Origin of the sequence: Neorhizobium puerariae, assembly GCF_042429745.1 — a bacterium.
In the GTDB taxonomy this organism is placed as follows: Bacteria; Pseudomonadota; Alphaproteobacteria; order Rhizobiales; family Rhizobiaceae; genus Neorhizobium; species Neorhizobium puerariae.
In genome coordinates, this window is the sequence record NZ_JBHMAA010000006.1 from 137,171 (window position 1) to 158,831 (window position 21,661).

Consider the following 21,661-nt stretch of genomic DNA (forward strand, 5'->3'; position numbering starts at 1 on the left):
ACGCACCTGAGGGGAACGGCACCTTACCGATGGATCAGAGTTCCAGAAAACTCTGGAAACCGCCATAGATCATCCGCTTGCCGTCGAAGACCTGCTTCCATTCGTCGCCGGCAAGCCGCGGATCGACCATCACCTTTCCGTTGATCTCGTCGCGGCGCGCGCGGCTTTCATAGGTGATCCAGGAAAAGATGACGACTTCATCCTCCTTGGCCTGCACCGCGCGCGGAAACGACGTGAGTTCCCCATAAGGCACATCGTCGGCGACGCATTCCACATAGTCGATTGCGCCATTTTCCTTCCAGACGCTCCCCGCAAGACGCGCCATCTCCTTGTAGCGCTCCAGATTGGCCTTCGGCACCGCCAGAACGAACCCATCGACGTAATGCATGGTCAGTCCTCCTTGTTGCATGAACGAACATAGGACGGACGAGCAAAGCCACAACCGACAGGACAGCCGGATTTTTTTCATCCGGCCGTCCGCGAGGATACGCTTCCGGGATGCCCCTCAGACGGATTGCTCGATGGAATCGACGCGATCCGGGTAGAAGGCGAGATGCTCGCGGATGCCGGCCACCGGTTCGTAGGGTTCCTCGTAGGACCACACGGCATTCCTCGACCGCTGGCCGCCCAATGGAATGCTGAAATAGGAAGCGTCGCCCTTGTAAGGGCAGTAGCTCTGGCGGTCGCTCCGCTGGAGGAGCGACATATCGACATCCTCACGCGGTATGTAGTGCACCGGCGGGTAGGATGCCTCCCGCAACGTCAGCGAATTGATGCTGTCCGCGATTACCCTGCCCCCGAGCTTCACCACCGCCCTTGCCGGATTGTGTTCGACGGTGATCGGATGATCGGGACCCGGTAACTTCTGCGCTTGCGTGACCATGGCTCGTCCTTTCGGTTCAGGACGCATGATCTAGGGCGCGGAAGCCTGCGACCAAGCGGTAGAAGCGGAATGCTCCGGCCGCGAAAGCGAACAATGGCTCTCGTTCAGAATGTCGTGATGACGCTGATGCCGGGCGTTTCGGCCCTGTCCATCGTCATCAGCGCCGACACTGCGTCCTCGAGGCCGATCCGTTTGGAAATGAGCTGTTGCGGCTTCATCCTGCCACTCTTCAGCATCGCCAGCATGGCATCGTAACGCCATGCCTGCATGCCATGGCTGCCATAGATCTCCAGCTCGTGGCCGATCACCTGCGCCATCGGGATCGCCGGCGTCGCGTGCTCGCCGAGCATCAGCCCGACCTGGACATGGCGGCCGCGGCGGCGAAGGTTCTTGATCGAGTTGAAACAGGTGACCGGATGGCCGAGCGCGTCGATCGAGACATGCGCGCCACCCATGGTGATCTCGCGCACCGCCTCTACGACATCCGGCACCGAGCTTGCGTCGATCGTCGCGACAGCGCCGCACTGGCGGGCAAGCGCCAGCTTGTCCTCGGCAAGGTCGATGCCGATCGCATTGGCTCCAAGCGCCGTGGCGATCATGATCGCGGAAAGGCCGACACCGCCGCAGCCATGTACGGCGACCCAGTCTCCCGGGCCGGTGCGGGCCTGGTCCGCAACCGCGCGGAAGGACGTCGCAAAACGGCAGCCGAGGCTTGCGGCGGTCGCATCGTCGATCTCGTCCGGCAGATGCACGAGATTGGTATCCGCATAGTCGATCGCCACATAGTCGGCGAACGAACCCCAGTGGGTGAAGCCCGGCTGGAACTGGTTGGGGCAGACCTGCTGGTTGCCGGAATGGCATTCGGCGCAATGCCCGCAGCCGGAAACGAACGGCACGGTCACACGGTCGCCCACCTTGAAGCGCATGACGCCCTTGCCGGTGGCGACAACCTTTCCGGCCAGCTCATGGCCCGGCACATGCGGCAGGCGGATATCGGGATCGTGCCCCATCCAGCCATGCCAGTCGCTGCGGCACAGCCCCGTCGCGCCGACCTTGACCACCACGCCGCCGAATGTCGGCTCCGGATCGGGAAGGTTTCGGATTTCCGGCGCCTTTTCAAAGGCATCGTAGAACATGGCTTTCATGGCGGGCCTCTTGGACAATGTGGCCGCAGCATAGTCGGCGCGGCAGGGCGATCAACTAGGTGTTCGCCCCTATCGCCCGTGCGCGCGAATGACTTTCAGGAAGGCGTCGCCATAACGCTCCAGCTTCGATTGCCCGACACCGGAAATGCCGAGCAGCGCCTCCCGGCTTGTCGGGCGCTCCGTCGCGAACGCGACCAGCGTCGTGTCCGGGAAGACGACATAGGGCGGCACGGAAAGCTCCCTGGCGATCGCCGTCCGGGCCGCGCGGAGCGCCTCGAAAAGCTCCATGTCGGCACCCTCCAGCCGAGACTTGGCGTTCGCCGAACCTGGGGAGGCGCTTCGCGCCGCCTTGCCGGTTGTCGGGCGGTCCTTGCGGAAGCGAACCTCCCGCTCGCGCCTGAAGACCGCACGGGCCTCGGGCTCCAGCTTCAGCGCGCCGAAGGCACCGTGGTCGACGCTGACGAGGCCGGCGGCGAGGAGCTGGCGATAGACCGATTGCCAGGTCTTGGACGGAATATCCTTGCCGACGCCGAAGACCGGCATGTCGACATGGCCGAAGCGGGTCGTCTTTTCGTTCCTGGTGCCGAGCAGCACGTCGATCAGATGGCCGGTGCCGAAACGCTCCCCCGTCCGGTAGATCGCCGCCAGCGCCTTGATGGCCGCCTCCGTCCCGTCCCAGGTCTCGACCGGCTTGAGGCAGGTGTCGCAATTGCCGCACTGGCCCGCATGGGCCTCGCCGAAATGCGCAAGGATCGCCTGCCGGCGGCAGCCGGGGGTTTCGCAGATGGCAAGCAGCGCATTGAGCTTGGCGCGTTCGACGCGCTTGATATCGTCACCCGACGTGCCTTCGTCGATCATCCGGCGTCGCTGGATGACATCCGCCATGCCATAGGCCATCCAGACGTCGGAAGGCAGCCCGTCCCGCCCGGCCCGGCCGGTTTCCTGGTAATAGGCCTCGACGGAGCCGGGCAGATCGAGATGCGCGACATACCGCACGTTCGGCTTGTCTATTCCCATGCCGAACGCAACGGTCGCGACCAGGCAGAGGTCTTCCTCCTTGAGAAAGGCATCCTGGTTGGCGTCGCGCACGCCACGGTCCATGCCCGCGTGATAGGCGAGCGCGCGAACGCCCTGCCCGTTCAGCCATTCGGCCGTATCCTCCACCTTGGCGCGCGAGAGGCAGTAGACGATGCCGCTCGAACCCTTGTGGCGCGTCAGGAAGCGCAGAAGCTGCTGGCGCGGCTGGTCGCGTTCGACGATCTCATAGGCAATGTTCGGGCGGTCGAACGAGGTCGTGAAAACCTCCGCCGAGTGCAGGGCGAGCCTGTCGATGATGTCTTCGCGGGTATGCGGATCGGCCGTCGCCGTCAGCGCGATGCGCGGCACGCCGGGATATTGTTCGGCAAGCTGGCCGAGCTCACGATATTCCGGCCGGAAATCATGCCCCCACTGAGAGACGCAATGCGCCTCGTCGATCGCAAACAGCGCGATCCTGGCATCGCCGATCAGCTCCCTGAAGCCGGGCGTGACGACGCGCTCGGGCGTCACGTAAAGGAGATCGAGATCGCCGCCGGCAATCGCCCGGCGGACATCGACAAACTCCTCGCGCGTGAGAGATGAATTGAGCGCCGCCGCACGCACGCCGAGTTGCTTCAACGCCTCCACCTGGTCGCGCATCAGCGCGATCAACGGCGAGATGACGATGCCGGTGCCATCGCGGCAAAGTGCCGGAATCTGGAAGCAGAGCGACTTGCCGGCCCCGGTCGGGAACAGCACGACCGCATCGCCGCCCGACACGACCCGATCGACGACGGCGGCCTGTTTGCCCCGGAAGGCGGAATAGCCATAAACCCGCTTCAGGACGGCAAGCGGGTTTTTCACGCCTTGATTGTCAAACAGGGGATCGGCGCTGCTCTGGGTCTGTGGCATGGAATCGCTTTCGTGGAAGACCCGCATTATGCACGGATGGGGCGGCAGCGGCGAGCATTGCAGCATCGGCCCGAAAATCGGAATCGATTTTCGGAAAGCACGATGCGTCGATTCAATAGGTTAGAGCGCCGTGCGTCCGAAAGGACGCACGGCGCTCCAGAGGCCGAACTCGATATCGACATGGGGACGAATACCGGAGGAGGACATCGCGGCGGTGCGTTCTTTGATCCGCGAAACGAGGGGCCTGCCCGGTTCCCGGATTGCCTGAGGCAGCGAGGAGGAGACCCAGCGACATCCGTCATCATCCACTCAGAATTCCGGAAAGCCGCGCTTGCGCCACTCCCCCTGCGGCACAGGAGCGCCGATATCGAATGCGAAAGAAAGAACCCTGGTCGCCTCTTCGTTCACCTCGCACCTGAAGCTGAGATCGTACCATTGCGCGCTGGCCCGGAAAGCGCCGCGCTTCACCTCGAGAACCGTGCCCTTCGGCAGGCGATAGGCCGGTAGCAGTTCCGGCCGGTAGGATGGGGAGGCATGCCGGAGCTGTTCCCGCAATTCGGTTGCGCAGAGCTGGCCGGCGCGCACGCCGCGCGGCACGTTGCCCATCGCCGTCGTCGCCATGACATCGCCCGTTTCGCTTTGCGAAAACAGCGTCTTCGCCTCCGTCATCTCGGCCGGCTTCTCGGAAACCGGCGCCTTTGACGGTTCTTTCGTCGCCGAAGCCGCAGGCGGCGGTGTCACGATATCCATATGCGTGGAATCCGGCAGGGTTTCCGAAATGGCATCGTTCCGCTGCGGATTGGCTGCCGCGACATCGACCTCCGGCACATTGACATCGTCCGGCACCGGATTGGCGGGTGGCGTCTCCGCTGCGACCGGCTCCTCGGGTGACGATTTCGGCTGCTCGGCGGTTTCGCCATCCGGCCGGGTTTCGGCAGGCGGCGTTGCCGCCTCCTGCGGGGCGTTGCCGGCTTCGGATTTCCGCGGCCCGCTATCCTTTTCACCGAATTCGAAGACGGGGCGAAGCACCGGCAACGGCTGCCCCCGCCCCTGCTCGTTCCCGGGCGGCGGTTGCTGCGCCGCCTCTTCCTGCTGTGCGGGAGGCGGCGGTTCCGGCTGCTGTTTTGCCTCCTCCTCGGGCGGCTGGGGCGATGGCGGCGGCGCCTCCTTTTGAGCCTCTTCCGGTTTCTGCTCAGGCGGAGGTGGCTCTTCCTTCTTCGCCTCCTCCTTGGGCGCTTCCTCCGGTTTCGGCTTCTCCACCGCTTGCTCGGCTTCTTCGGGAGGCGGAACGATCTCGACGCTCACGCTCTCCTCCTTCTGCGGCTCCGAAAAATCGAGGGGCAGATGAAAGAACAGCGCGCCCGCGAAAACGGCATGTATCAGGATCGAAGCCGGAATGCCCCACCCCCTGTCGCTGCGCTTCTCGTCATGTTCGTCTGCCATGGTTGCCGATGTAAGATGGAAGGGCGGCGGGATCGAGTCCCATCTGCTCAAAACAGAACAATTTCCTGCAGCCTCGCTTGCCCGCTCTCATCGGCGCCACCCGCCAGCCCTTCCCTTCCCGCATTCCAGCCATGTCCCGATCGCATTGCAAAGAAACCTACCATCCGGTATGTTTAAACCATGTCGGAAGCACACAGGCGCGAGAAACAGCCGGAGCAGGTGCGGCGATCCCTCCTGGACCACGCGGCGCGATGCGCCGTGGACGAGGGATTGGCGAGCCTCACCTTGCAGGCGGTCGCCGATGCGGCATCGGTCACCAAGGGCGGCCTGCTGCACCACTTCCCGAGCAAGCAGGCGCTGATCGAGGCGGTCTTCGAGGACATGCTTAGAAAGCTGGACGAAGAGATCGAGCGGCTGATGGCGGAAGACGCCGGGGACCGGGGGCGGTTCACCCGCGCCTATGTCGAGGCCTTTTTCCAGGTGACGCGCGACGGCGCGAAGAGCCCCTGGGCGGCGCTGTCGATCTCCTGCATGACCAATGCAAGGCTGCGCGCGCTCTGGTCGGACTGGATGCGAAGGCGGCTTGAACGCCATGCCGGGACGGACAGTCATCCGATCTTCAAGCTGGCGCGCTATGCGGCTGATGGCATCTGGCTCGCCAACCTCACGGAAGCGGAAGGCATACCGGCGCACGAACTGGCCGGACTTCGCGACCGCCTGAAACGAATGACACAAGAAGAGGGACAAGAATGAACCCCGCCCTGCTCACCTACGGCTCGCTTGCCGGCGCCATCGTGCTCGAAGTCATCGGCACGACCTTTCTGCAGCAGAGCCAGCAGTTCACCCGGGCGCTGCCGACGACGCTGATGGCGCTCTGCTACACCATCGCCTTCTATCTGCTGTCGATCGCGCTTCGCACGCTGCCCGTCGGCATCGCCTACGCGATCTGGAGCGGGCTCGGCATCGTGCTGATCTCCGCCGTCGGCCTCGTCCTCTTCCGCCAGACGCTCGACACCGCCGCCATCATCGGGCTCGGCCTGATCATCGCCGGCGTGGTGGTGGTGAACGTGTTTTCGAATACGGTCTCTCACTGACCGGATCTTCCCCTCTTGGGCACGCTCTTGCCAGCGGGCCGTTTTCCGACTAGGGAACGGTCCGCTGGCGGCCGCCAGCCGTAAGCGTATGACGTGAAGCAACGCATCCCACCCAGGTCGTCGAGCCGTCGATCGAACATGGATGCAAGACCGGTTGCGACCGACCACGTCAGAAAGAAGAATCATGAAACTTACGCGCCTGCCCGCACGATACGCGGGCATTCTCATGCCGATGATCCTGTCCATCCTGATGACATTCGTCGTTTCAGGCGTAGCCACCGTCAAGAATCTCGGCTTCGGTTCCGGACTGGTTCCAAATTGGATGTCCGCCTGGGCGCTTTCCTGGGTGATCGCGTTCCCAACGCTCCTGTGCGCCCTTCCCGTGACGAAACGGATCGTCCAGGCCCTGGTCAGGCCGGCCTGACCTCAAACAAAAAGACCCGGCCTGCCTTTGGCAAACCGGGTCTCCGATTCTTCGTCCGTGGAACCGCTCAGCTATCCAGGAAGCTGCGCAGCTTGCGGCTGCGGCTCGGGTGCTTGAGCTTGCGCAATGCCTTCGCCTCGATCTGGCGGATACGTTCACGGGTAACCGAGAACTGCTGGCCCACCTCTTCGAGCGTGTGGTCGGTGTTCATGCCGATGCCGAAGCGCATGCGCAGCACGCGTTCCTCACGCGGCGTCAGCGAAGCCAGAACGCGGGTCGTCGTCTCGCGCAGGTTCGCCTGGATGGCGGCGTCGATCGGCAGGAGCGCGTTCTTGTCCTCGATGAAATCGCCCAGATGGCTGTCTTCCTCGTCGCCCACAGGGGTTTCGAGCGAGATCGGCTCCTTGGCGATCTTCAGGACCTTGCGGACCTTTTCAAGCGGCATCGCGAGCTTTTCGGCCAGCTCTTCCGGCGTCGGCTCTCGGCCGATCTCGTGCAGCATCTGGCGCGAGGTGCGGACGATCTTGTTGATCGTCTCGATCATGTGCACCGGAATGCGGATCGTACGGGCCTGGTCGGCGATCGAACGGGTGATCGCCTGCCTGATCCACCAGGTGGCATAGGTCGAGAACTTGTAACCGCGACGGTACTCGAACTTGTCGACCGCCTTCATCAGGCCGATATTGCCTTCCTGGATGAGATCGAGGAACTGCAGGCCGCGGTTCGTGTACTTCTTGGCGATGGAGATGACGAGACGCAGGTTCGCCTCGACCATTTCCTTCTTGGCGATGCGCGCCTCGCGCTCGCCCTTCTGCACCATGTGCACGATACGGCGGAATTCCGAGATCGAGATACCGGTTTCCGTCGCCAGGTTCTGGATCTCCTGGCGGATATCGCGGATCGTCGTGTTCTCGGCGCGCGCGAATTCCTTCCAGCCGCGGGCGGCCAGATTGGCGATCGACTTCATCCAGTTCGGATCGAGCTCGGCGCCCTGGTACTGTTCCAGGAAGCTGTCGCGCTTGACGCCGTAGGATTCGGCAAGGCGCAGCAGGCGCCCTTCGTTCTGAACAAGGCGCTTGTTGATGTCGTAGAGCTGCTCGACGAGGCTGTCGATACGGTTCTGGTTCAGCGACAGCGACTTCACCGCCGTGATCAGCTCGTCCTTGAGCTCCTTGTAGCGGCGCTCCTGGGCGGACGACAGCGTGCCGGTCGCGGCAAGCCGCTGCTCGACCTGCTGGTCCTGCAGCTTGCGCAGCTTCTTGTACGTATCGGCGATCAGGTCGAGGGTTTCCATGACCTGCGGGCGCAGTTCCGCTTCCATCGCGGCGAGCGAGAGGCTGGACTCGTCGTCGTCCTCTTCCTCTTCCTCGATCGGCAGGCCCTCGCCGCCGACAGCGGTGATGTCGTCGTCGTTGGCGGCGGTCATGCGAGCCTTGCGGCTCTTTTCCTTCTCTTCCGCCGCCTTGCGGTCGGCCTCGATCTTTTCCGGGCTCTGGAACTGCGGCGCAGCCTTTGCCTCAGGTCCCGAATAGGTCGTTTCGAGGTCGATGATCTCGCGCAGCAGCGTCGTGCCTTCGTTGAGTTCGTCGCGCCAGATGATCAATGCCTGGAAGGTGAGCGGGCTCTCGCAGAGACCCGCGATCATCGTCTCGCGACCGGCTTCGATGCGCTTGGCGATGGCGATTTCGCCCTCGCGCGACAGAAGCTCGACGGAACCCATTTCGCGCAGGTACATGCGCACCGGATCGTCGGTACGATCGGTGGGTTCCTTCTTCTTGGCGGTCGCAAGCGCGGTGCTGGACGTGGTGGCGAGTTCGCCGCCCTCGTTGTCGTCACCGTCGCTGTCGCCTTCGTCCTCGTCACCGGCGGCGGCGTCTTCCGCCTCCTCGTCCTCAACGACGTTGATCCCCATGTCGGAGAGCATCGCCATCGTGTCCTCGATCTGCTCGGAGGTGACTTCCTCCGAAGGCAGGACCGAGTTCAACTCGTCCATGGTGACATAGCCACGTTTCTTGGCGGCCTTGATCATCTTCTTGACCGCGTCGTCAGAAAGGTCGAGAAGCGGACCGTCTTGCGTGCCTTCGCGTTCGTTATCTGCTTCTTCGTTTTCTTTGACTTTTGTTGCCATGTATTTCGTCGCTTTCCCTGAACGCCACGTTCGCCGCGCTTCGTGGCCATCGGCTCAAGCCGGTATTACCGCCTTCGCCGCGAATCACTGCTCAACACGTAACGGAATGACCTTTAATTCCCGATTACCATTCGGCGGCCGCTTTTGACGCAGGACCGTCCTGTCACAAGATCACCGGTCATGTTCGGTGCTATTGACCCACTCCGCCTATTCTGCCTTGAAATGGTGATTCCCACAAATTAACGTTCCGTCAAGCCTTTCCGGAGGCCATGCCCAGGAAAAGTGGAAAAACCCGATCAAAACGGGCCTAATAGGGGTACGTTCACCAGATTTAACCCGATATGTAGTCCGCATGCCCTGAAAGACAAGAGTTTGTGTCCACATAAAAGACACACCCTTCCGGGCGGCGTATCCGTCAGCGGGAGGCACCGTCATACTGGGTTACCGTCAGCGCCGTAAGGTCGATTTCCGGCACACATCTTAAATTGATCGCCGCCATTTCGGTTCCATTCGGCATGGCCGCCTCGCTGAAAGGCGCCACGCCGCAATGGGCACAGAAATAGTGGGCGATCACCTGCTTGTTGAAGCGGTAGGTGGAAAGGTCTTCGCGCGGCGTTTTGAGCTCGAACTGATCGCGCGGCACGAAGGCCAGCAGCACGCCCTTCCTTCTGCAGAAGGAACAGTTGCATTCCACCGCCTGATTGAATTCGCCCTCCGCCTCGAAGGCGATCCTGCCGCAATGACAGTTTCCCGAAATCCGCATGTAATTCCCCGGCCCCATCCGACTCACGCCGCGTAGATTAGGGCGGAACCGCCATTCGGCAAGTGCAGGCGCCGCAAATGATCCCGGCTCTCAACCGTGACTGACCGCAGCCCCCTTCACCCGGCCGGAAAGCACGCCGAAGCCGTCGATGATCGCTTCCTGGTTTTCCATGCGCAGGATTTCGAGCTGCACTTCCGAAAGCGCCCGCAAAAGCGGCTCGATCTCGCCCGCATCGCCCGCCTCGGTCGCCTGGGCGATCTCGCGCTCCAGCTCGATCTTCTGGAAACGCAATGCCTTGGTGCGCTTGTGAAGCGAAAGCGACTGGCGATAACCTTCGCGGGCATCCTCCGGCGCAGCCTCCTCCGTCGCCGTCCAGAGCCGGGCGTTGCGCACCTGCTGGTCGAGGGACTTCAGAACGGTGTCGAACCCCTCGGACACCAGCCGCCGCATCAGGTAATCGCGGGAGAGGTTTGCGCCGGCGGTGGCCGCCGCAGGCAGCATCGCGGACCAGAAGCGCTGCAGGTCGCGGTTCTCGAAATCGATCGCGGCGATCTCGTCATATTCCTCCAGCAGGAGCTGCGGATGGTTGACGATGGTGAGCGCAAGCACGCTTTCCCGCAGCGCCGGCAGTTCCCGATAGCCCCGCACGAGACCGGACCGTGCAAGCCGGTCGGATACCCCGACGCCCCGTCCCGCCGCGCGCGGCCCCTGCGGCGCGCCGCCCTGCCCCTGGCGGCCGCCGCGCTGAAAACCCTGCCGCCGCTCGTTGCCGCCTCTCGGCGCCGGCGAGAAGAAAGCATTCAACCGGTCGCGGATTTCCTGCTGGTAGTGGCGGCGGACGTTCTCGTCGGCGATGACCGCAACGATCTGCCGCAGCCGGGCCTCAAGCTCGGCGCGCTTTTCCGGCGTGTCGAAATGGCCCGAAGCCGCCTCGCGCTGCCAGACCATGTCGACGAGCGGCCTTGCTTCGGAAAGCACCTTGTCGAAGGGCGCACGGCCCTCATGCCTGACCAGATCGTCCGGGTCCTTGCCGTCCGGCAGAAGCGCAAAACGCACCGAACGACCGGGCTTCAGGAAAGGCAGGGCCAGATCGGCTGCCCGGCTTGCCGCGCGCAGCCCCGCGCCATCGCCGTCAAAACACAGGACCGGCAGCGGCGAGATCTTCCACAGCAGGTCGAGCTGGTTTTCGGTGAGCGCCGTCCCGAGCGGGGCAACGGCATTCTCCACGCCCGCCTGATGGAGCGCGATCACGTCCATATAGCCCTCGACGGCGATGATCGTGGCGCCCTCCCCGCTCCGTCCGCCGGTCGCCTGCGCCGCGCGCCGGGCCTGGGAGAAATTATAGAGCACCTGCCCCTTGTGAAAGAGCTCGGTTTCCGGCGAGTTCATGTATTTGGCGGGCGCATCGGGCGACATGGCGCGGCCACCGAAGGCGATCACCTTCTCCCGCGACGACAGGATCGGAAACATGATCCGGTCGCGGAAATAATCGTAGGAGACCGGAATGTCGTCGCCATGCCGCACGAGGCCGCATGCCTCGATCTGCTCCTTCGGCACGCCCTTGCCGGCGAGAAACTCCTTCAGCGCGTTGCGGCTTTCCGGCGCATAACCGAGCCGAAACGTCTCGATGGTGCGGCCGGCCAGGCCCCGGTCGCGCAGATAGGCCCGCGCCTTCGCCCCGCCGGGGCTCTGGAGCTGGTCCTGAAAAAACCGCGTCGCCATCTCCATGACGTCGAGCAGCGAGGTGCGCTCCTTCTCGCGCTTCTCGGCCTGCGGGTCCGGCTGCGGCATGGCGATGCCCGCCAGATCGGCGATCTGCTGCACGGCTTCCGGGAAATTCAGCCCTTCGAGATCGGTCAGGAAGCGGAAATGATCGCCCGAAACGCCGCAGCCGAAGCAGTGGTAGCGCCCCTTGCGGTCCTCGCAATGGAAGCTCGGGCTCTTTTCCCCATGAAAGGGGCAGCAGGCCCAGTAGTCCCCGCGCGGGACGTTGGTCTTCTTGCGATCCCACGTCACCCGGCGGCCGATCACGGTCGATATCGGCACGCGGTCACGGATTTCGTCGAGGAAACTGTTGGAAAAGCGCATCTTCACCTCTGGGCCAGTTTCCATATAAGCGCCGGCCCGGACGAATGCCACCGCCAAGGAAAATGCTGCCCGCTATTCACAGGGCCGGCCCCGGATGGAATCTTCGATTTCACGCCTCGATCTGAGGCTTTTTGAGGACCGGTCACGAGCCGGCGAGATTATCTTTTTGTAATTTGCAGCGCGGCGAAGTCAGGGCCTAAGCATGTTCCTTAAAGGCGTGGAGAACGATCCCGAAAGATCGCGAGACGCTTGAGATCAAGTATTCCGGGGCTCTTCGAGCGGCTGTCGCAGCGTATCGCGACACTCCGTTCTTTCTCCCGGCCGCGAGTTCGAAGTCGGCCGGCGAGAGGCGTAGGAGAGCAAAAAGGCGGGGGTCCGGCCACCCGGATTCCCGCCTTTTGTGTTCCGCCAGAGCATCCCGCGTTCAGGTGGAATCGCCTGAGCGCGGGATGCTCTGGATTCAAAGGATGAGAGCGCCTATTTCAGAAGATCCTTGACGACGCCGGAAGCCTTGGCGAAGTCCATCTGGCCGGGATATTTTTCCTTCAGCACGGCCATGACCTTGCCCATGTCGCGCAAGCCCTGAGCGCCCGTCTCCGCGACGGCCGCGGCGATAAGCTCGCGCACCGCCTCGTCCGAAAGCTGCTCCGGCATGAAAGTCTTGATGACGCCGATTTCCTCACGCTCCTGCGTGGCAAGTTCCGCGCGGCCGGCATCCTTGTAGATCTTGGCCGATTCCTCGCGTTGCTTCACCATCTTCTGGAGGATCTGCAGGATATCGTCGTCGCTGGCCTGGTCCTTGCCGGAACCGCGGTTGGCGATATCGCGATCCTTGACGGCGGTCTGGATCAGCCGGACGGTCGACAGCCGCCGGGTATCCCTGGCCTTCATGGCATCCTTGAGCGCTGCGGAAAGCTTGTCGCGCATCATCGTTCTTCTCCTTGGGAAAAGCCTGAGGCCGACTCGGTAAATGGCCGCTTTTCCTTGTCATTCACGCTGCCGTCATAGACGACCGACGCAGGCCGATCAATCCGGTTCACCGAAGCCCTTGAATTCCGGCGTCAACAAACGCCATGGATTCTTCGGGTTGCGAGATTGACCGCTCCGCCCGCTTTGTCTATTTTCCGGCACCTGCACGAGATTTAGATTGTCAGGGCCTGCGCCGGAATTCCTGCGCGGCCCTTTCCTGCGACCATAAATGGCCTTCACAGCCTGTCTCTTCAAGGGACGGGACCGGTGAGGCAGAAGGATGAACATGACCGCGACCGCCGCTTCGACCTCCCCGTGGACCACCAGGAAACCCACCGCAGTGCTCGTCCTTGCCGACGGCACGGTGATCGAGGGAACCGGGATCGGCGCAACCGGCAAGGTGCCGGCCGAGGTGGTGTTCAACACCGCGCTCACCGGATACGAGGAAATCCTCACCGACCCCTCCTATCTCGGCCAGATCGTCACGTTCACCTTTCCGCACATCGGCAATGTCGGAACCAATGACGAGGATATCGAGGACCTGACGCCAGCCGCCCGGCGCGGCGCGGTCGGCGTCATCTTCAAGGCCGACATCACCGAACCCTCCAGCTACCGCGCGGTGAAGCATCTCGACGCCTGGCTGAAAGCCCGTGGCATCATCGGCCTTTCCGGGATCGACACCCGCGCGCTGACCGCCTGGATTCGCCAGAATGGCGCGCCGAACGCGGTGATCGCCCACGATCCCAACGGCGTCTTCGACATCGCGACGCTGAAGGCGGAGGCCCGGGGCTGGAGTGGCCTGGAAGGTCTCGACCTCGCCAGGGAAGCGACCTCCGGCCAGTCTTCGCAGTGGAACGAAACGCCATGGGTCTGGAACGAAGGTTATGCCAGCCTGAAGCAGGAAGACGCCAAATATCACATCGTCTGCATCGACTATGGCGTCAAGCGCAACATCCTGCGCCTCTTCTCCGGCCTCGATTGCAAGGTGACCATCGTACCGGCCCAGACGTCGGCCGAGGACATCCTGGCATTGAAACCCGATGGCATCTTCCTGTCGAACGGCCCGGGAGACCCGGCCGCCACTGGCGAATATGCCGTTCCGGTGATCCGCGACATTCTCAAGACGGACATTCCGACCTTCGGCATCTGCCTCGGCCACCAGATGCTCGGCCTTGCGCTCGGCGCGAAGACCGAAAAGATGCATCAGGGTCATCACGGCGCCAACCACCCGGTCAAGGATCATACGACCGGCAAGGTGGAGATCGTCTCGATGAACCACGGCTTCGCGGTGGATTCGAAGTCCCTCCCGGAAGGCGTTGAAGAGACTCATATTTCGCTCTTCGACGGCACGAACTGCGGTCTGCGCATCGCCGGCAAGCCGGTCTTCTCCGTCCAGCATCACCCGGAAGCCTCGCCAGGCCCCCAGGACAGCCACTATCTCTTCCGCCGCTTCATCAATCTGGTGCGCGAGAAGAAGGGCGAAGCGGCGCTCGCCAAGCGCTGATCAAGGCCGATCGGGGCCTGATCGAAAAATACGCGAACCCTATTGACCCCAACCTTGCTTGAGGTTCCATAAAGGCCCCTGTTCCAAACCGAGCAGGGGCCTTTCATATGAACAGGATTCAGAAAGAACACGTCGTCCGCATCAACAACTTCTCCGTTCCGGCGGATGCCCGCGACGAATTCATGGAGCTCATTCGAAGGACGCACGAGGTGATACGTGCGCAGCCGGGCTTCATCGACGACATGGTCCTGGAACAGAGTTCGGGCCTTGGAGCGTTCAACCTGATCACCATCCTGCAATTCGAGGGCGAACACGTCCTCCAGCCGGTCATCGCGGCAGTCGCCGGATCGGATGAGGAAGCCGGCATCGACCGCCAGGCCCTGAGCCGGCGTCTCGGTGTCGAATCCACGGTCGGCTTCTATTTTCCGGTCGCCCTGCGCGCGCTTGCGGCAGCCTGATCCACCGCCGTTCACCGGTCCGCTAATTCAGCGGACCACTCTTCGTCAGCGCCGCACGAGGAGCCAGAACCGTCCGCAAAGCAGGACAGCCGCCGCGGCAAGGCCGAGAACGAAACCGAACCAGACCCCCTCTCCCCGGAAGCCAAGCGGGAAGGCGAATATCCAGGCACAGGCGAACCCGATCGGCCAGTAGGCGATCAGCGCCAGGATCATCGGCACCTTCGTGTCCTTGACGCCGCGCAGCAGCCCTGCCCCCACCGCCTGCAAGCCGTCGACGAGCTGGAAGGCCCCGGCAATTGCGATCAGCGGCACGGCAAGCGCCAGCACGGCTTCCGCATCCGCCTGCCGCGTATCCAGAAAGAGCGCGCCGAGCATGCGCGGCACGGTCGCATAAAGCACGCTGCCGATCGCGGTAAAGAATATCCCCACCACCAGCACGGCGATCGCGGCGCGCTTCACCCCGAGGGTGTCGTTGCGGCCATTGGCAAGGCCGACGCGCACGGTCGCGACCTGCGCAAGGCCGAGCGGGATCATGAACGCGATGGACGCGAGCTGCAGCGCGATGCCATGCGCGGCGAGCTCCAGCTTGCCGATCATGCCCATCAGCAGGGATGCCGCGGAGAACAGGCTGGTTTCCGCCAGGATGGTGAAGCTGATCGGCAGGCCAAGGCCCACGATTTCCCGCACCATGCCCCAGTCCGGCCGCCAGAAGCGCACGAAGATCTCGTAGGCGCGCATCTTCGGCTGGCTCTCCACATAGGTGACGGCGATCAGGAAACCGAAGAGATTGGCGCTGACGGCCGCGATCGCCGCCCCGTGCAGCCCGAGCACCGGCGCGCCGAAATGCCCGAAGATCAGCGTATAGGCGATCGCAGCGTTCAGAAGGAACATGCCGATCGTCACGTAAAGCACGATGCCGCCCTTCTCCAGCCCTGTCACGAAGCTGCGGATCGCCATCAGGCCGAGCGCCGGAAAGACCCCCCACTGGGCGATCCTGAGATAGCTCTGCGCAAGCGCTGCGACATCCGGGGCCTGGCCGAGCCGGAGCAGGATCGGCTCCGAAAACCACAGGAGCGGCGCGGTCAGCACGCCATAGGCGAACACGATCCAGAGCCCCATGCGCGCCGAACGGCGGACACCCACCGGATCGTTGTGGCCGAGCGCCTGCGCCACCAGCGGCACCACGGCGGCGGTGAAACCGGTGCCGAAGATGAAGACCAGGAAGAACATCTGCGTCGCGAGCACCACCGAAGCAAGTTCGGTCGTTCCGAGCCACCCGACAAGGATGACATCGGTGGTGTGGATCGCCATCTGGGCAAGCTGCGCGCCGACGAGCGGCACGCCGAGCGCGAACGTGGCACGCAGATGCGAGGCCCACGAATTCCCGGCAGCAACAGCTTCGAAGCTTATGGATCGGCTCGACATGGGCTCCTCCGCAGACGAAAAAAGCCGCTTCCAGAAACTGGTCAGCGGCGGATGGCACAGCCTATAGAGGAGCGCCATCCGTGCGGCAAGACTTACGTGCGATACAGCAGATTTTTTCGTCGTTTCTTCAAGAAATCTGATGGGAAAACTCGTTTCCGAGCGAATTCTCCGGCTTTTTTCGCGAAATCCGCGTCAAAAACACCAGAATTGCCACGGCCATGAAGATCGCCGCCATCAGGTAGGGCGCTCCCGCGAATTCCACTTTTGCCCGGTCGCCGGTAAAGGCGCTGAAGAGCTGGGTGAAGATCGCCGGCCCGATGATCGTCGTCAGGCTGGTCAGGCTGGTCATCGCCCCTTGCAGCTCGCCCTGCGCCGAGGGCGGCACCTTGCCGGCCGCAATGCTTCTCAGCGGCGGATCTGCGACGTTTTCGATCATCGTTACAAGGATCACCGCATAGACGACCCACCCTTCCCAGGCGAAGGCATAACCCGTGAGGCCAAGGCAGGAGAAGGAAAGCCCCAGCACCGCCGTTTTCCATTCGCCGAGAACCGGCACGAGCTTCGGCAGCGCGAATCCCATGACGAGAGCCGCGCAGATGCCGAACAGGCCAAGCGACAGGCCGATCTGCCCCTCGCTCCAGCCGTATCGATACACCGAGACGAAGGGCCACACGGAAGGATAGACCGCATGCGCCAGCCAGTAGAGGAACATGACCAGCATGACCCAGCCGATGCCCGGATAATGGCGCATCTGGCGCAGCGCACCGAGCGGGTTGGCGCGTTTCCACTCGAACCTGCGGCGGTGTGCCCGGTCGAGCGTTTCCGGCAACAGGAACCAGGCCGCGACGAAATTGGCAAGCGACAGCAGGCCGGCGCCCAGGAAGGGGACGCGCGGACCGAGCTCGCCGAGAAGCCCGCCGATCACGGGCCCGATCGTGAAGCCGACGCCGAAGGCGATGCCGATCAGGCCGAAGTTCCTGGCGCGGTTCTCGTCATTGCTGATATCGGCGATATAGGCCGAGCAGGTTGCAAAACTGCCGCCTGAAATCCCCGCCAGCACGCGTCCCACGAACAGCATCCAGAAGCTGGTCGCGGCCGCGCAGATCAGGTTGTCGAGCGCGAAGGTGAAGACCGAGGCAAGCAGGATCGGCCGGCGGCCGAACCGGTCGCTCAGGTTTCCGAGAAACGGGGCGAACAGGAATTGCATCGCCGAGTAGATCAGCAGCAGCCAGCCGCCATCGACGGCGGCCGCGCTCATGTCGTCGCCGGTCAGCTCGCGCAGGAAGGCCGGCAGCACCGGCATGATGATCGCGATCCCGATGACGTCGAGAAACAGGATCATGAAGACGAGGAAAAGGCCGCGGCGGACGAATTTCGGGTCGAGCATCGATGTCTCTCTAGGATCTGGTGTTTTCTAAAAAGACGATCGTGTCGCCGCGCCGCCTACATAGCCCCAAACAAAAATGGAAACAATACGTGAACATTTCAAAGTTTTTGATGGAAAAATGAGCAGGCCCGACGGCGCTTACCCGCCACGCCGCTGATCGGCCTTGAGAAAGTCGACAAAGGCCCTGAGCGGCGCGGGCATGTGGCTGCGGCCATGATAATAGAGAAACGGCCCCGAAAAGCTCTGCGTCCAGTTCTCCAGCACCGGAACCAGCTCGCCGCTTTCGAATCCGGGGGCCAGGAATTCCTCGAAACTGAACATGATGCCGAGCCCCTGCACCGCGATCCTGACCTCCAGTTCCGTGGTTTCGGCCACCAGACAGGCCGGCGGATGGATGGCGAATTCGCGCCCCTCCTCCTCGAAAACCCAGGGCACGATGCGGCCGCTCGCGAAGCGGTGCAGGATGCAGCGATGCCGGAGAAGGTCGCGCGGATGCCGCGGTGCGCCATGCTCGGCGAGATATGACGGCGCCGCCGCGCCGACCACCCGCTGCACCCGCGGACCGATGGGGATGGCGATCATGTCCTGATGAAGGGATTCCTCATAACGCACGCCGGCATCGTACCCTTCCGCCAGCACGTCGATGAAAGCGTCGTTGGTCGCCACTTCCAGCGTGATGCCCGGATATTGCCTGAGAAACCGCCCGGCGATATCCGGCAGGATGTTGCGCGCCACGATGCTCGGCACGTTGAGCCGCAACCGCCCGACCGGCGTGTCGCGAAAGCTGTTGATGCCGTCGACCGCAGCGGCGATCTCCGCCAGCCCCGGCCGCAGCCGCTCCAGCAGCCGTTCGCCGGCTTCCGTCAGGGTCACCGACCGCGTCGTGCGGTTGAGCAGCCGCACGCCGAGCCTTGCCTCCAGCCGCCGCATCGCCTCGCTGAGCGACGAGGCCGAAACGCCGCGCAGCTTGCCGGCCGCCCGGAAACTTTTAAGCCGCGCCACCGTTGCGAAGGCATCGAGTTCGGCCAGCGGCAGATCGCTCATTGTACGAAAATCCAAACAGCTTGTTCATCACTATCCAGATTATCGCACAAAGCCCGGAGGCGTAGAAGCAGGCGCAGGACAAATTCATCCGACGGACAAGGAGAGTTCCCATGGAAATGCGTCGTCTTGGAAAGACCGGCCCACAGGTCTCCGCGATCGGCCTCGGCTGCATGGGCATGTCGGGAATGTACGGCCCGGCCGATCGCGCCGAAAGCATCGCGACGATCCATGCCGCCCTCGACGCCGGCGTCAACCTGCTCGATACCGGCGATTTCTACGGCATGGGCCACAACGAGATGCTGATCGGCGAGGCGATCAAGGACATCCCGCGCGAAAGATACCTGCTGAGCGTCAAGTTCGGCGCGCTGCGCGGTCCCGACAACACCTGGAACGGCTACGATTCCCGCCCGGCCGCCATCAGGAACTTCCTCGCCTATACGCTCACCCGCCTCGGCGTCGACCACATCGATATCTACCGGCCGGCCCGGCTCGATCCCAACGTGCCGATCGAGGAAACGGTCGGGGCGCTGGCCGATCTGGTCAAGGCAGGCTACATCCGCCATATCGGCCTTTCCGAAGTGGGCGCCGAAACGATCCGCCGGGCTGCGGGCGTCGCCCCGATCGCCGACCTCCAGATCGAATATTCGCTGATCTCGCGCGGCATAGAGGACGAAATCCTGCCGACCTGCCGCGAACTCGGCATCGACATCACCGCCTACGGCGTTCTTTCCCGCGGCCTGATCAGCGGCCACTGGCAGAAGGAAAACGCCGCGGCGAAGGGCGATTTCCGCGGCTTCAGCCCGCGCTTCCAGGAAGGCAATGTCGACCGCAACCTCGCGCTCGTCGAGGAGTTGCGCAGGATCGCCGAAACGAAAGGCGTCACGGTCGCCCAGATCGCCATCGCCTGGGTCGCAGCGCAGGGCAAGGACATCGTCCCGCTCGTTGGCGCCCGCCGCCGCGACCGCCTGCGGGAATCGCTCGGCGCGCTGGACGTCAAGCTCACCGCCGACGACCTCGCCGCGATCGAAAGAGCCGTGCCGAAGGGCGCTGCCGCCGGCGCCCGGTATCCCGAAGCGCAACTCGCGCACATGGACAGCGAGAAATGAGGAATGGCCTGCATGGCAGACGACGAATGCCCGCAGCCATGACGAAGGTCCGGAGCGGCGAGACGAGGAAGACCGGCGAATTTCCGATCCTCCTCTTCTACTGGACCCGAAAGATGCTTTATAGCTGAAGCCCCGCACATCCACGCAACGGCTTCCCCATGATAGACCTTTTCTGGCGCGGCATCCTGATCGGCGTCGGCGCCACCATCCTCATGGACCTCTGGGCGGTGGTGCTGCACCGGGTTCTCGGCCAACCCAAGGCCAACTGGGCGCCGGGCGGCCGCTGGTTCTGGCACCTTTCCCGGGGCAGGGCCTTCCATGACAGCATCGCGGCGGCCGAACCCTATCGGCACGAACTGGCGCTCGGCTGGGCGGGTCACTATGCCGTCGGCATCGCCTATGGGGTGATCTTCGCCTGGATCGTCGGGACGGACTGGCTCACCTCCCCGACCTTCGTTCCGGCCTGGATCTTCGGCATCGTCACGGTCGCCGCCGGCTGGTTCCTGATGCAGCCCGGAATGGGGCTCGGCTGGGCGGCATCGAAGACGCCTGTGCCGAACAAGGTCCGCCTCCTCAATCTCGTCGCCCACACGGCCTTCGCGCTCGGCCTCTACGGCACCGCGCTGCTGATCCGCTGAAGCTATCCCTCCAGGTCGCGCTTCATCCTGTCGAGCATGTCGACGGCGCGCGCCGCATAGGCGCCGATCCAGCGATCGTGGATCGCCTTGATCGGCAGCGGGTTCAGGTGGTTCCACCGCTCCCGCCCCTCGCGCCTTACCAGCACCAGATCCGCCCCCTCCAGAACCTTCAGGTGCTGCATCACCGTGCAGCGGTCGAGCTCCGGAAAACGGGCGCATAGATCGCCCGTCGTGCGGGGGTGATCCTTCAGCTCGTCCAGAATCTCCCTGCGAATCGGTGCCGACAACGCCTTGAAAACACTATCGCTTTTCATATCCCTTGACATGTTATATTTTTATAACACAATGGAGGGGCAAACAAGGGAGAAGATCATGGAACTGAAATTCAAGGTGTCGGGCCGGATTTCGAAGCCGGTCGAGGAGGTGTTCGAAGCAGTCGCCGATCCGAAACAGCTCTCGGGCTATTTCACCACCGGCGGCGCCAGGGGCCGGCTGGAGACCGGCGCCACCGTGACCTGGGATTTTCACGATTTTCCGGGCGCCTTTCCCGTGCATGTGGTGAGGCTCGAAAAGAACAGGGAAATCGTGCTGCGCTGGGCGGCCCATGAAGGCAACGCGGCAGAGCAAGGCCCGGAAAAGGTGACGCCGACGGACTATTTCACCACCGTCACGATGACCTTCGAGCCGCTGGAGGGCAACCGCACGCTGGTGACGATCGCCGAGGAAGGCTGGAAGGACACGCCCGGGGGCCTCACGGCATCCTATGGCAACTGCCAGGGCTGGTCGCAGATGCTTTGCGCCATGAAGGCCTATGTGGAATACGGCATCAACCTGCGCGAAGGAATGTATAAGTAACCGTCCTTCGGGGCGGCACGGGTTTCCATCGGCATGCGTGCCCCCCACGCGGCGGGGCAGCCCGTGGCTTTATTCGATTGTCTGCGTTGCGTCCCGCCCCAAAACCGGTTCCCGCTTTTGAGGACGCTACGCTGATCGGAGAGCCCACACGAATGCGGAACCTCGATTGATTTGTATAAGGTGGCTCCGCATTCGCGTGGCCTTCGGCGTCTTGTCAGGGCTTCCGGCCCCTACAGGTGATCATCTCGCCTCGCTGCATGGCTTCGTTCGCGGTCTCCTTTCGGGAAACCTTGCCACTTGGACGGCTCAACCGAACCGGGCATGGCTGCCCGGGGGAGGCTTGATAGGGAGAAGTCCGGTTTCCCGTTCCGCTCCCAT

General features: G+C 63.3%; 21 protein-coding genes. 8 read left to right on the forward strand and 13 right to left on the reverse strand.

Features of this window, described 5'->3' with window-relative positions; translation table 11 throughout:
- Nucleotides 1–34: 34 nt before the first annotated feature.
- From ACFFP0_RS04075 to ACFFP0_RS04095, 5 genes are all read right to left on the reverse strand, one after another.
- A complete protein-coding gene (locus ACFFP0_RS04075) occupies nt 35–388 on the reverse strand; it encodes a DUF1428 domain-containing protein (protein ID WP_377256613.1) in 354 nt (117 codons plus the stop codon).
- 117 nt (nt 389–505) lie between these two features.
- Complete coding sequence (locus ACFFP0_RS04080; protein ID WP_377256616.1) at nt 506–883, reverse strand: DUF427 domain-containing protein; 378 nt, start codon at nt 881–883, stop codon at nt 506–508.
- A 104-nt stretch (nt 884–987) separates the two neighbouring features.
- A complete protein-coding gene (locus tag ACFFP0_RS04085) occupies nt 988–2,028 on the reverse strand; it encodes a zinc-dependent alcohol dehydrogenase family protein (protein WP_377256619.1) in 1,041 nt (346 codons plus the stop codon).
- Between the two features lie 69 nt (nt 2,029–2,097).
- Complete coding sequence (recQ, locus tag ACFFP0_RS04090) at nt 2,098–3,957, reverse strand: DNA helicase RecQ (protein ID WP_377256622.1); 1,860 nt, start codon at nt 3,955–3,957, stop codon at nt 2,098–2,100.
- Between the two features lie 309 nt (nt 3,958–4,266).
- Complete coding sequence (locus tag ACFFP0_RS04095) at nt 4,267–5,451, reverse strand: DUF930 domain-containing protein (RefSeq protein WP_377256625.1); 1,185 nt, start codon at nt 5,449–5,451, stop codon at nt 4,267–4,269.
- Between the two features lie 129 nt (nt 5,452–5,580).
- Between ACFFP0_RS04095 and ACFFP0_RS04100 the strand changes: the two genes are divergently transcribed.
- The 3 genes from ACFFP0_RS04100 to ACFFP0_RS04110 all read left to right on the forward strand — a co-directional run bounded on the left by ACFFP0_RS04100 (nt 5,581) and on the right by ACFFP0_RS04110 (nt 6,918).
- Complete coding sequence (locus tag ACFFP0_RS04100) at nt 5,581–6,153, forward strand: TetR/AcrR family transcriptional regulator (RefSeq protein WP_377256628.1); 573 nt, start codon at nt 5,581–5,583, stop codon at nt 6,151–6,153.
- Nucleotides 6,150–6,494 carry a DMT family transporter gene (locus ACFFP0_RS04105; RefSeq protein ID WP_377256631.1) on the forward strand — a complete coding sequence of 115 codons (345 nt, stop codon included), beginning with the start codon at nt 6,150–6,152 and terminating at the stop codon, nt 6,492–6,494. Before ACFFP0_RS04100 ends, ACFFP0_RS04105 begins: the two co-directional genes overlap by 4 nt.
- A 184-nt stretch (nt 6,495–6,678) precedes the next feature.
- Nucleotides 6,679–6,918, forward strand: a complete 240-nt coding sequence (locus tag ACFFP0_RS04110) for a DUF2798 domain-containing protein (protein ID WP_377256634.1) — start codon at nt 6,679–6,681, stop codon at nt 6,916–6,918.
- Nucleotides 6,919–6,985: 67 nt separating this feature from the next.
- On the opposite strand, the gene rpoD is transcribed toward ACFFP0_RS04110, so the two are convergent.
- The 4 genes from rpoD to ACFFP0_RS04130 all read right to left on the reverse strand — a co-directional run bounded on the left by rpoD (nt 6,986) and on the right by ACFFP0_RS04130 (nt 12,827).
- Nucleotides 6,986–9,046, reverse strand: a complete 2,061-nt coding sequence (gene rpoD / locus ACFFP0_RS04115; protein WP_377256637.1) for an RNA polymerase sigma factor RpoD — start codon at nt 9,044–9,046, stop codon at nt 6,986–6,988.
- A gap of 415 nt (nt 9,047–9,461) precedes the next feature.
- Nucleotides 9,462–9,809: a GFA family protein gene (locus ACFFP0_RS04120; RefSeq protein WP_377256640.1), complete on the reverse strand. Its 348-nt coding sequence runs from the start codon at nt 9,807–9,809 to the stop codon at nt 9,462–9,464.
- 90 nt (nt 9,810–9,899) lie between these two features.
- Nucleotides 9,900–11,897, reverse strand: coding sequence for a DNA primase (gene dnaG, locus ACFFP0_RS04125; RefSeq protein ID WP_377256643.1), 1,998 nt, complete (start codon nt 11,895–11,897; stop codon nt 9,900–9,902).
- A gap of 477 nt (nt 11,898–12,374) precedes the next feature.
- The gene (locus tag ACFFP0_RS04130; protein ID WP_377256646.1) at nt 12,375–12,827 is read right to left on the reverse strand and encodes a GatB/YqeY domain-containing protein; all 453 of its coding nucleotides are present in this window, start codon (nt 12,825–12,827) and stop codon (nt 12,375–12,377) included.
- A 319-nt stretch (nt 12,828–13,146) separates the two neighbouring features.
- Between ACFFP0_RS04130 and carA the strand changes: the two genes are divergently transcribed.
- Together carA and ACFFP0_RS04140 are read left to right on the forward strand one after the other, a co-directional pair.
- Entirely contained in the window at nt 13,147–14,370 is a 1,224-nt protein-coding gene (gene carA / locus ACFFP0_RS04135) for a glutamine-hydrolyzing carbamoyl-phosphate synthase small subunit (RefSeq protein ID WP_377256650.1), read from the forward strand.
- Between the two features lie 107 nt (nt 14,371–14,477).
- The gene (locus tag ACFFP0_RS04140) at nt 14,478–14,828 is read left to right on the forward strand and encodes an antibiotic biosynthesis monooxygenase (protein WP_377256653.1); all 351 of its coding nucleotides are present in this window, start codon (nt 14,478–14,480) and stop codon (nt 14,826–14,828) included.
- Between the two features lie 45 nt (nt 14,829–14,873).
- Here the strand turns inward: ACFFP0_RS04140 and ACFFP0_RS04145 are convergent, their stop codons facing one another.
- The 3 genes from ACFFP0_RS04145 to ACFFP0_RS04155 form a co-directional block, all read right to left on the reverse strand.
- The gene (locus ACFFP0_RS04145; protein ID WP_377256656.1) at nt 14,874–16,253 is read right to left on the reverse strand and encodes an MATE family efflux transporter; all 1,380 of its coding nucleotides are present in this window, start codon (nt 16,251–16,253) and stop codon (nt 14,874–14,876) included.
- Nucleotides 16,254–16,380: 127 nt separating this feature from the next.
- Complete coding sequence (locus tag ACFFP0_RS04150; RefSeq protein ID WP_377256659.1) at nt 16,381–17,640, reverse strand: TCR/Tet family MFS transporter; 1,260 nt, start codon at nt 17,638–17,640, stop codon at nt 16,381–16,383.
- 138 nt (nt 17,641–17,778) lie between these two features.
- A complete protein-coding gene (locus tag ACFFP0_RS04155) occupies nt 17,779–18,684 on the reverse strand; it encodes a LysR family transcriptional regulator (RefSeq protein WP_377256662.1) in 906 nt (301 codons plus the stop codon).
- 110 nt (nt 18,685–18,794) lie between these two features.
- On the opposite strand from ACFFP0_RS04155, the gene ACFFP0_RS04160 reads away from it, so the two are divergent.
- Both ACFFP0_RS04160 and ACFFP0_RS04165 read left to right on the forward strand, forming a co-directional pair.
- Nucleotides 18,795–19,790, forward strand: coding sequence for an aldo/keto reductase (locus ACFFP0_RS04160; protein ID WP_377256665.1), 996 nt, complete (start codon nt 18,795–18,797; stop codon nt 19,788–19,790).
- 158 nt (nt 19,791–19,948) lie between these two features.
- A complete protein-coding gene (locus ACFFP0_RS04165) occupies nt 19,949–20,428 on the forward strand; it encodes a DUF2938 domain-containing protein (protein ID WP_377256668.1) in 480 nt (159 codons plus the stop codon).
- A gap of 2 nt (nt 20,429–20,430) precedes the next feature.
- On the opposite strand, the gene ACFFP0_RS04170 is transcribed toward ACFFP0_RS04165, so the two are convergent.
- Entirely contained in the window at nt 20,431–20,754 is a 324-nt protein-coding gene (locus tag ACFFP0_RS04170; protein ID WP_377256670.1) for an ArsR/SmtB family transcription factor, read from the reverse strand.
- Nucleotides 20,755–20,800: 46 nt separating this feature from the next.
- On the opposite strand from ACFFP0_RS04170, the gene ACFFP0_RS04175 reads away from it, so the two are divergent.
- Nucleotides 20,801–21,283: an SRPBCC family protein gene (locus ACFFP0_RS04175; protein ID WP_377256673.1), complete on the forward strand. Its 483-nt coding sequence runs from the start codon at nt 20,801–20,803 to the stop codon at nt 21,281–21,283.
- Nucleotides 21,284–21,661: the final 378 nt, after the last annotated feature.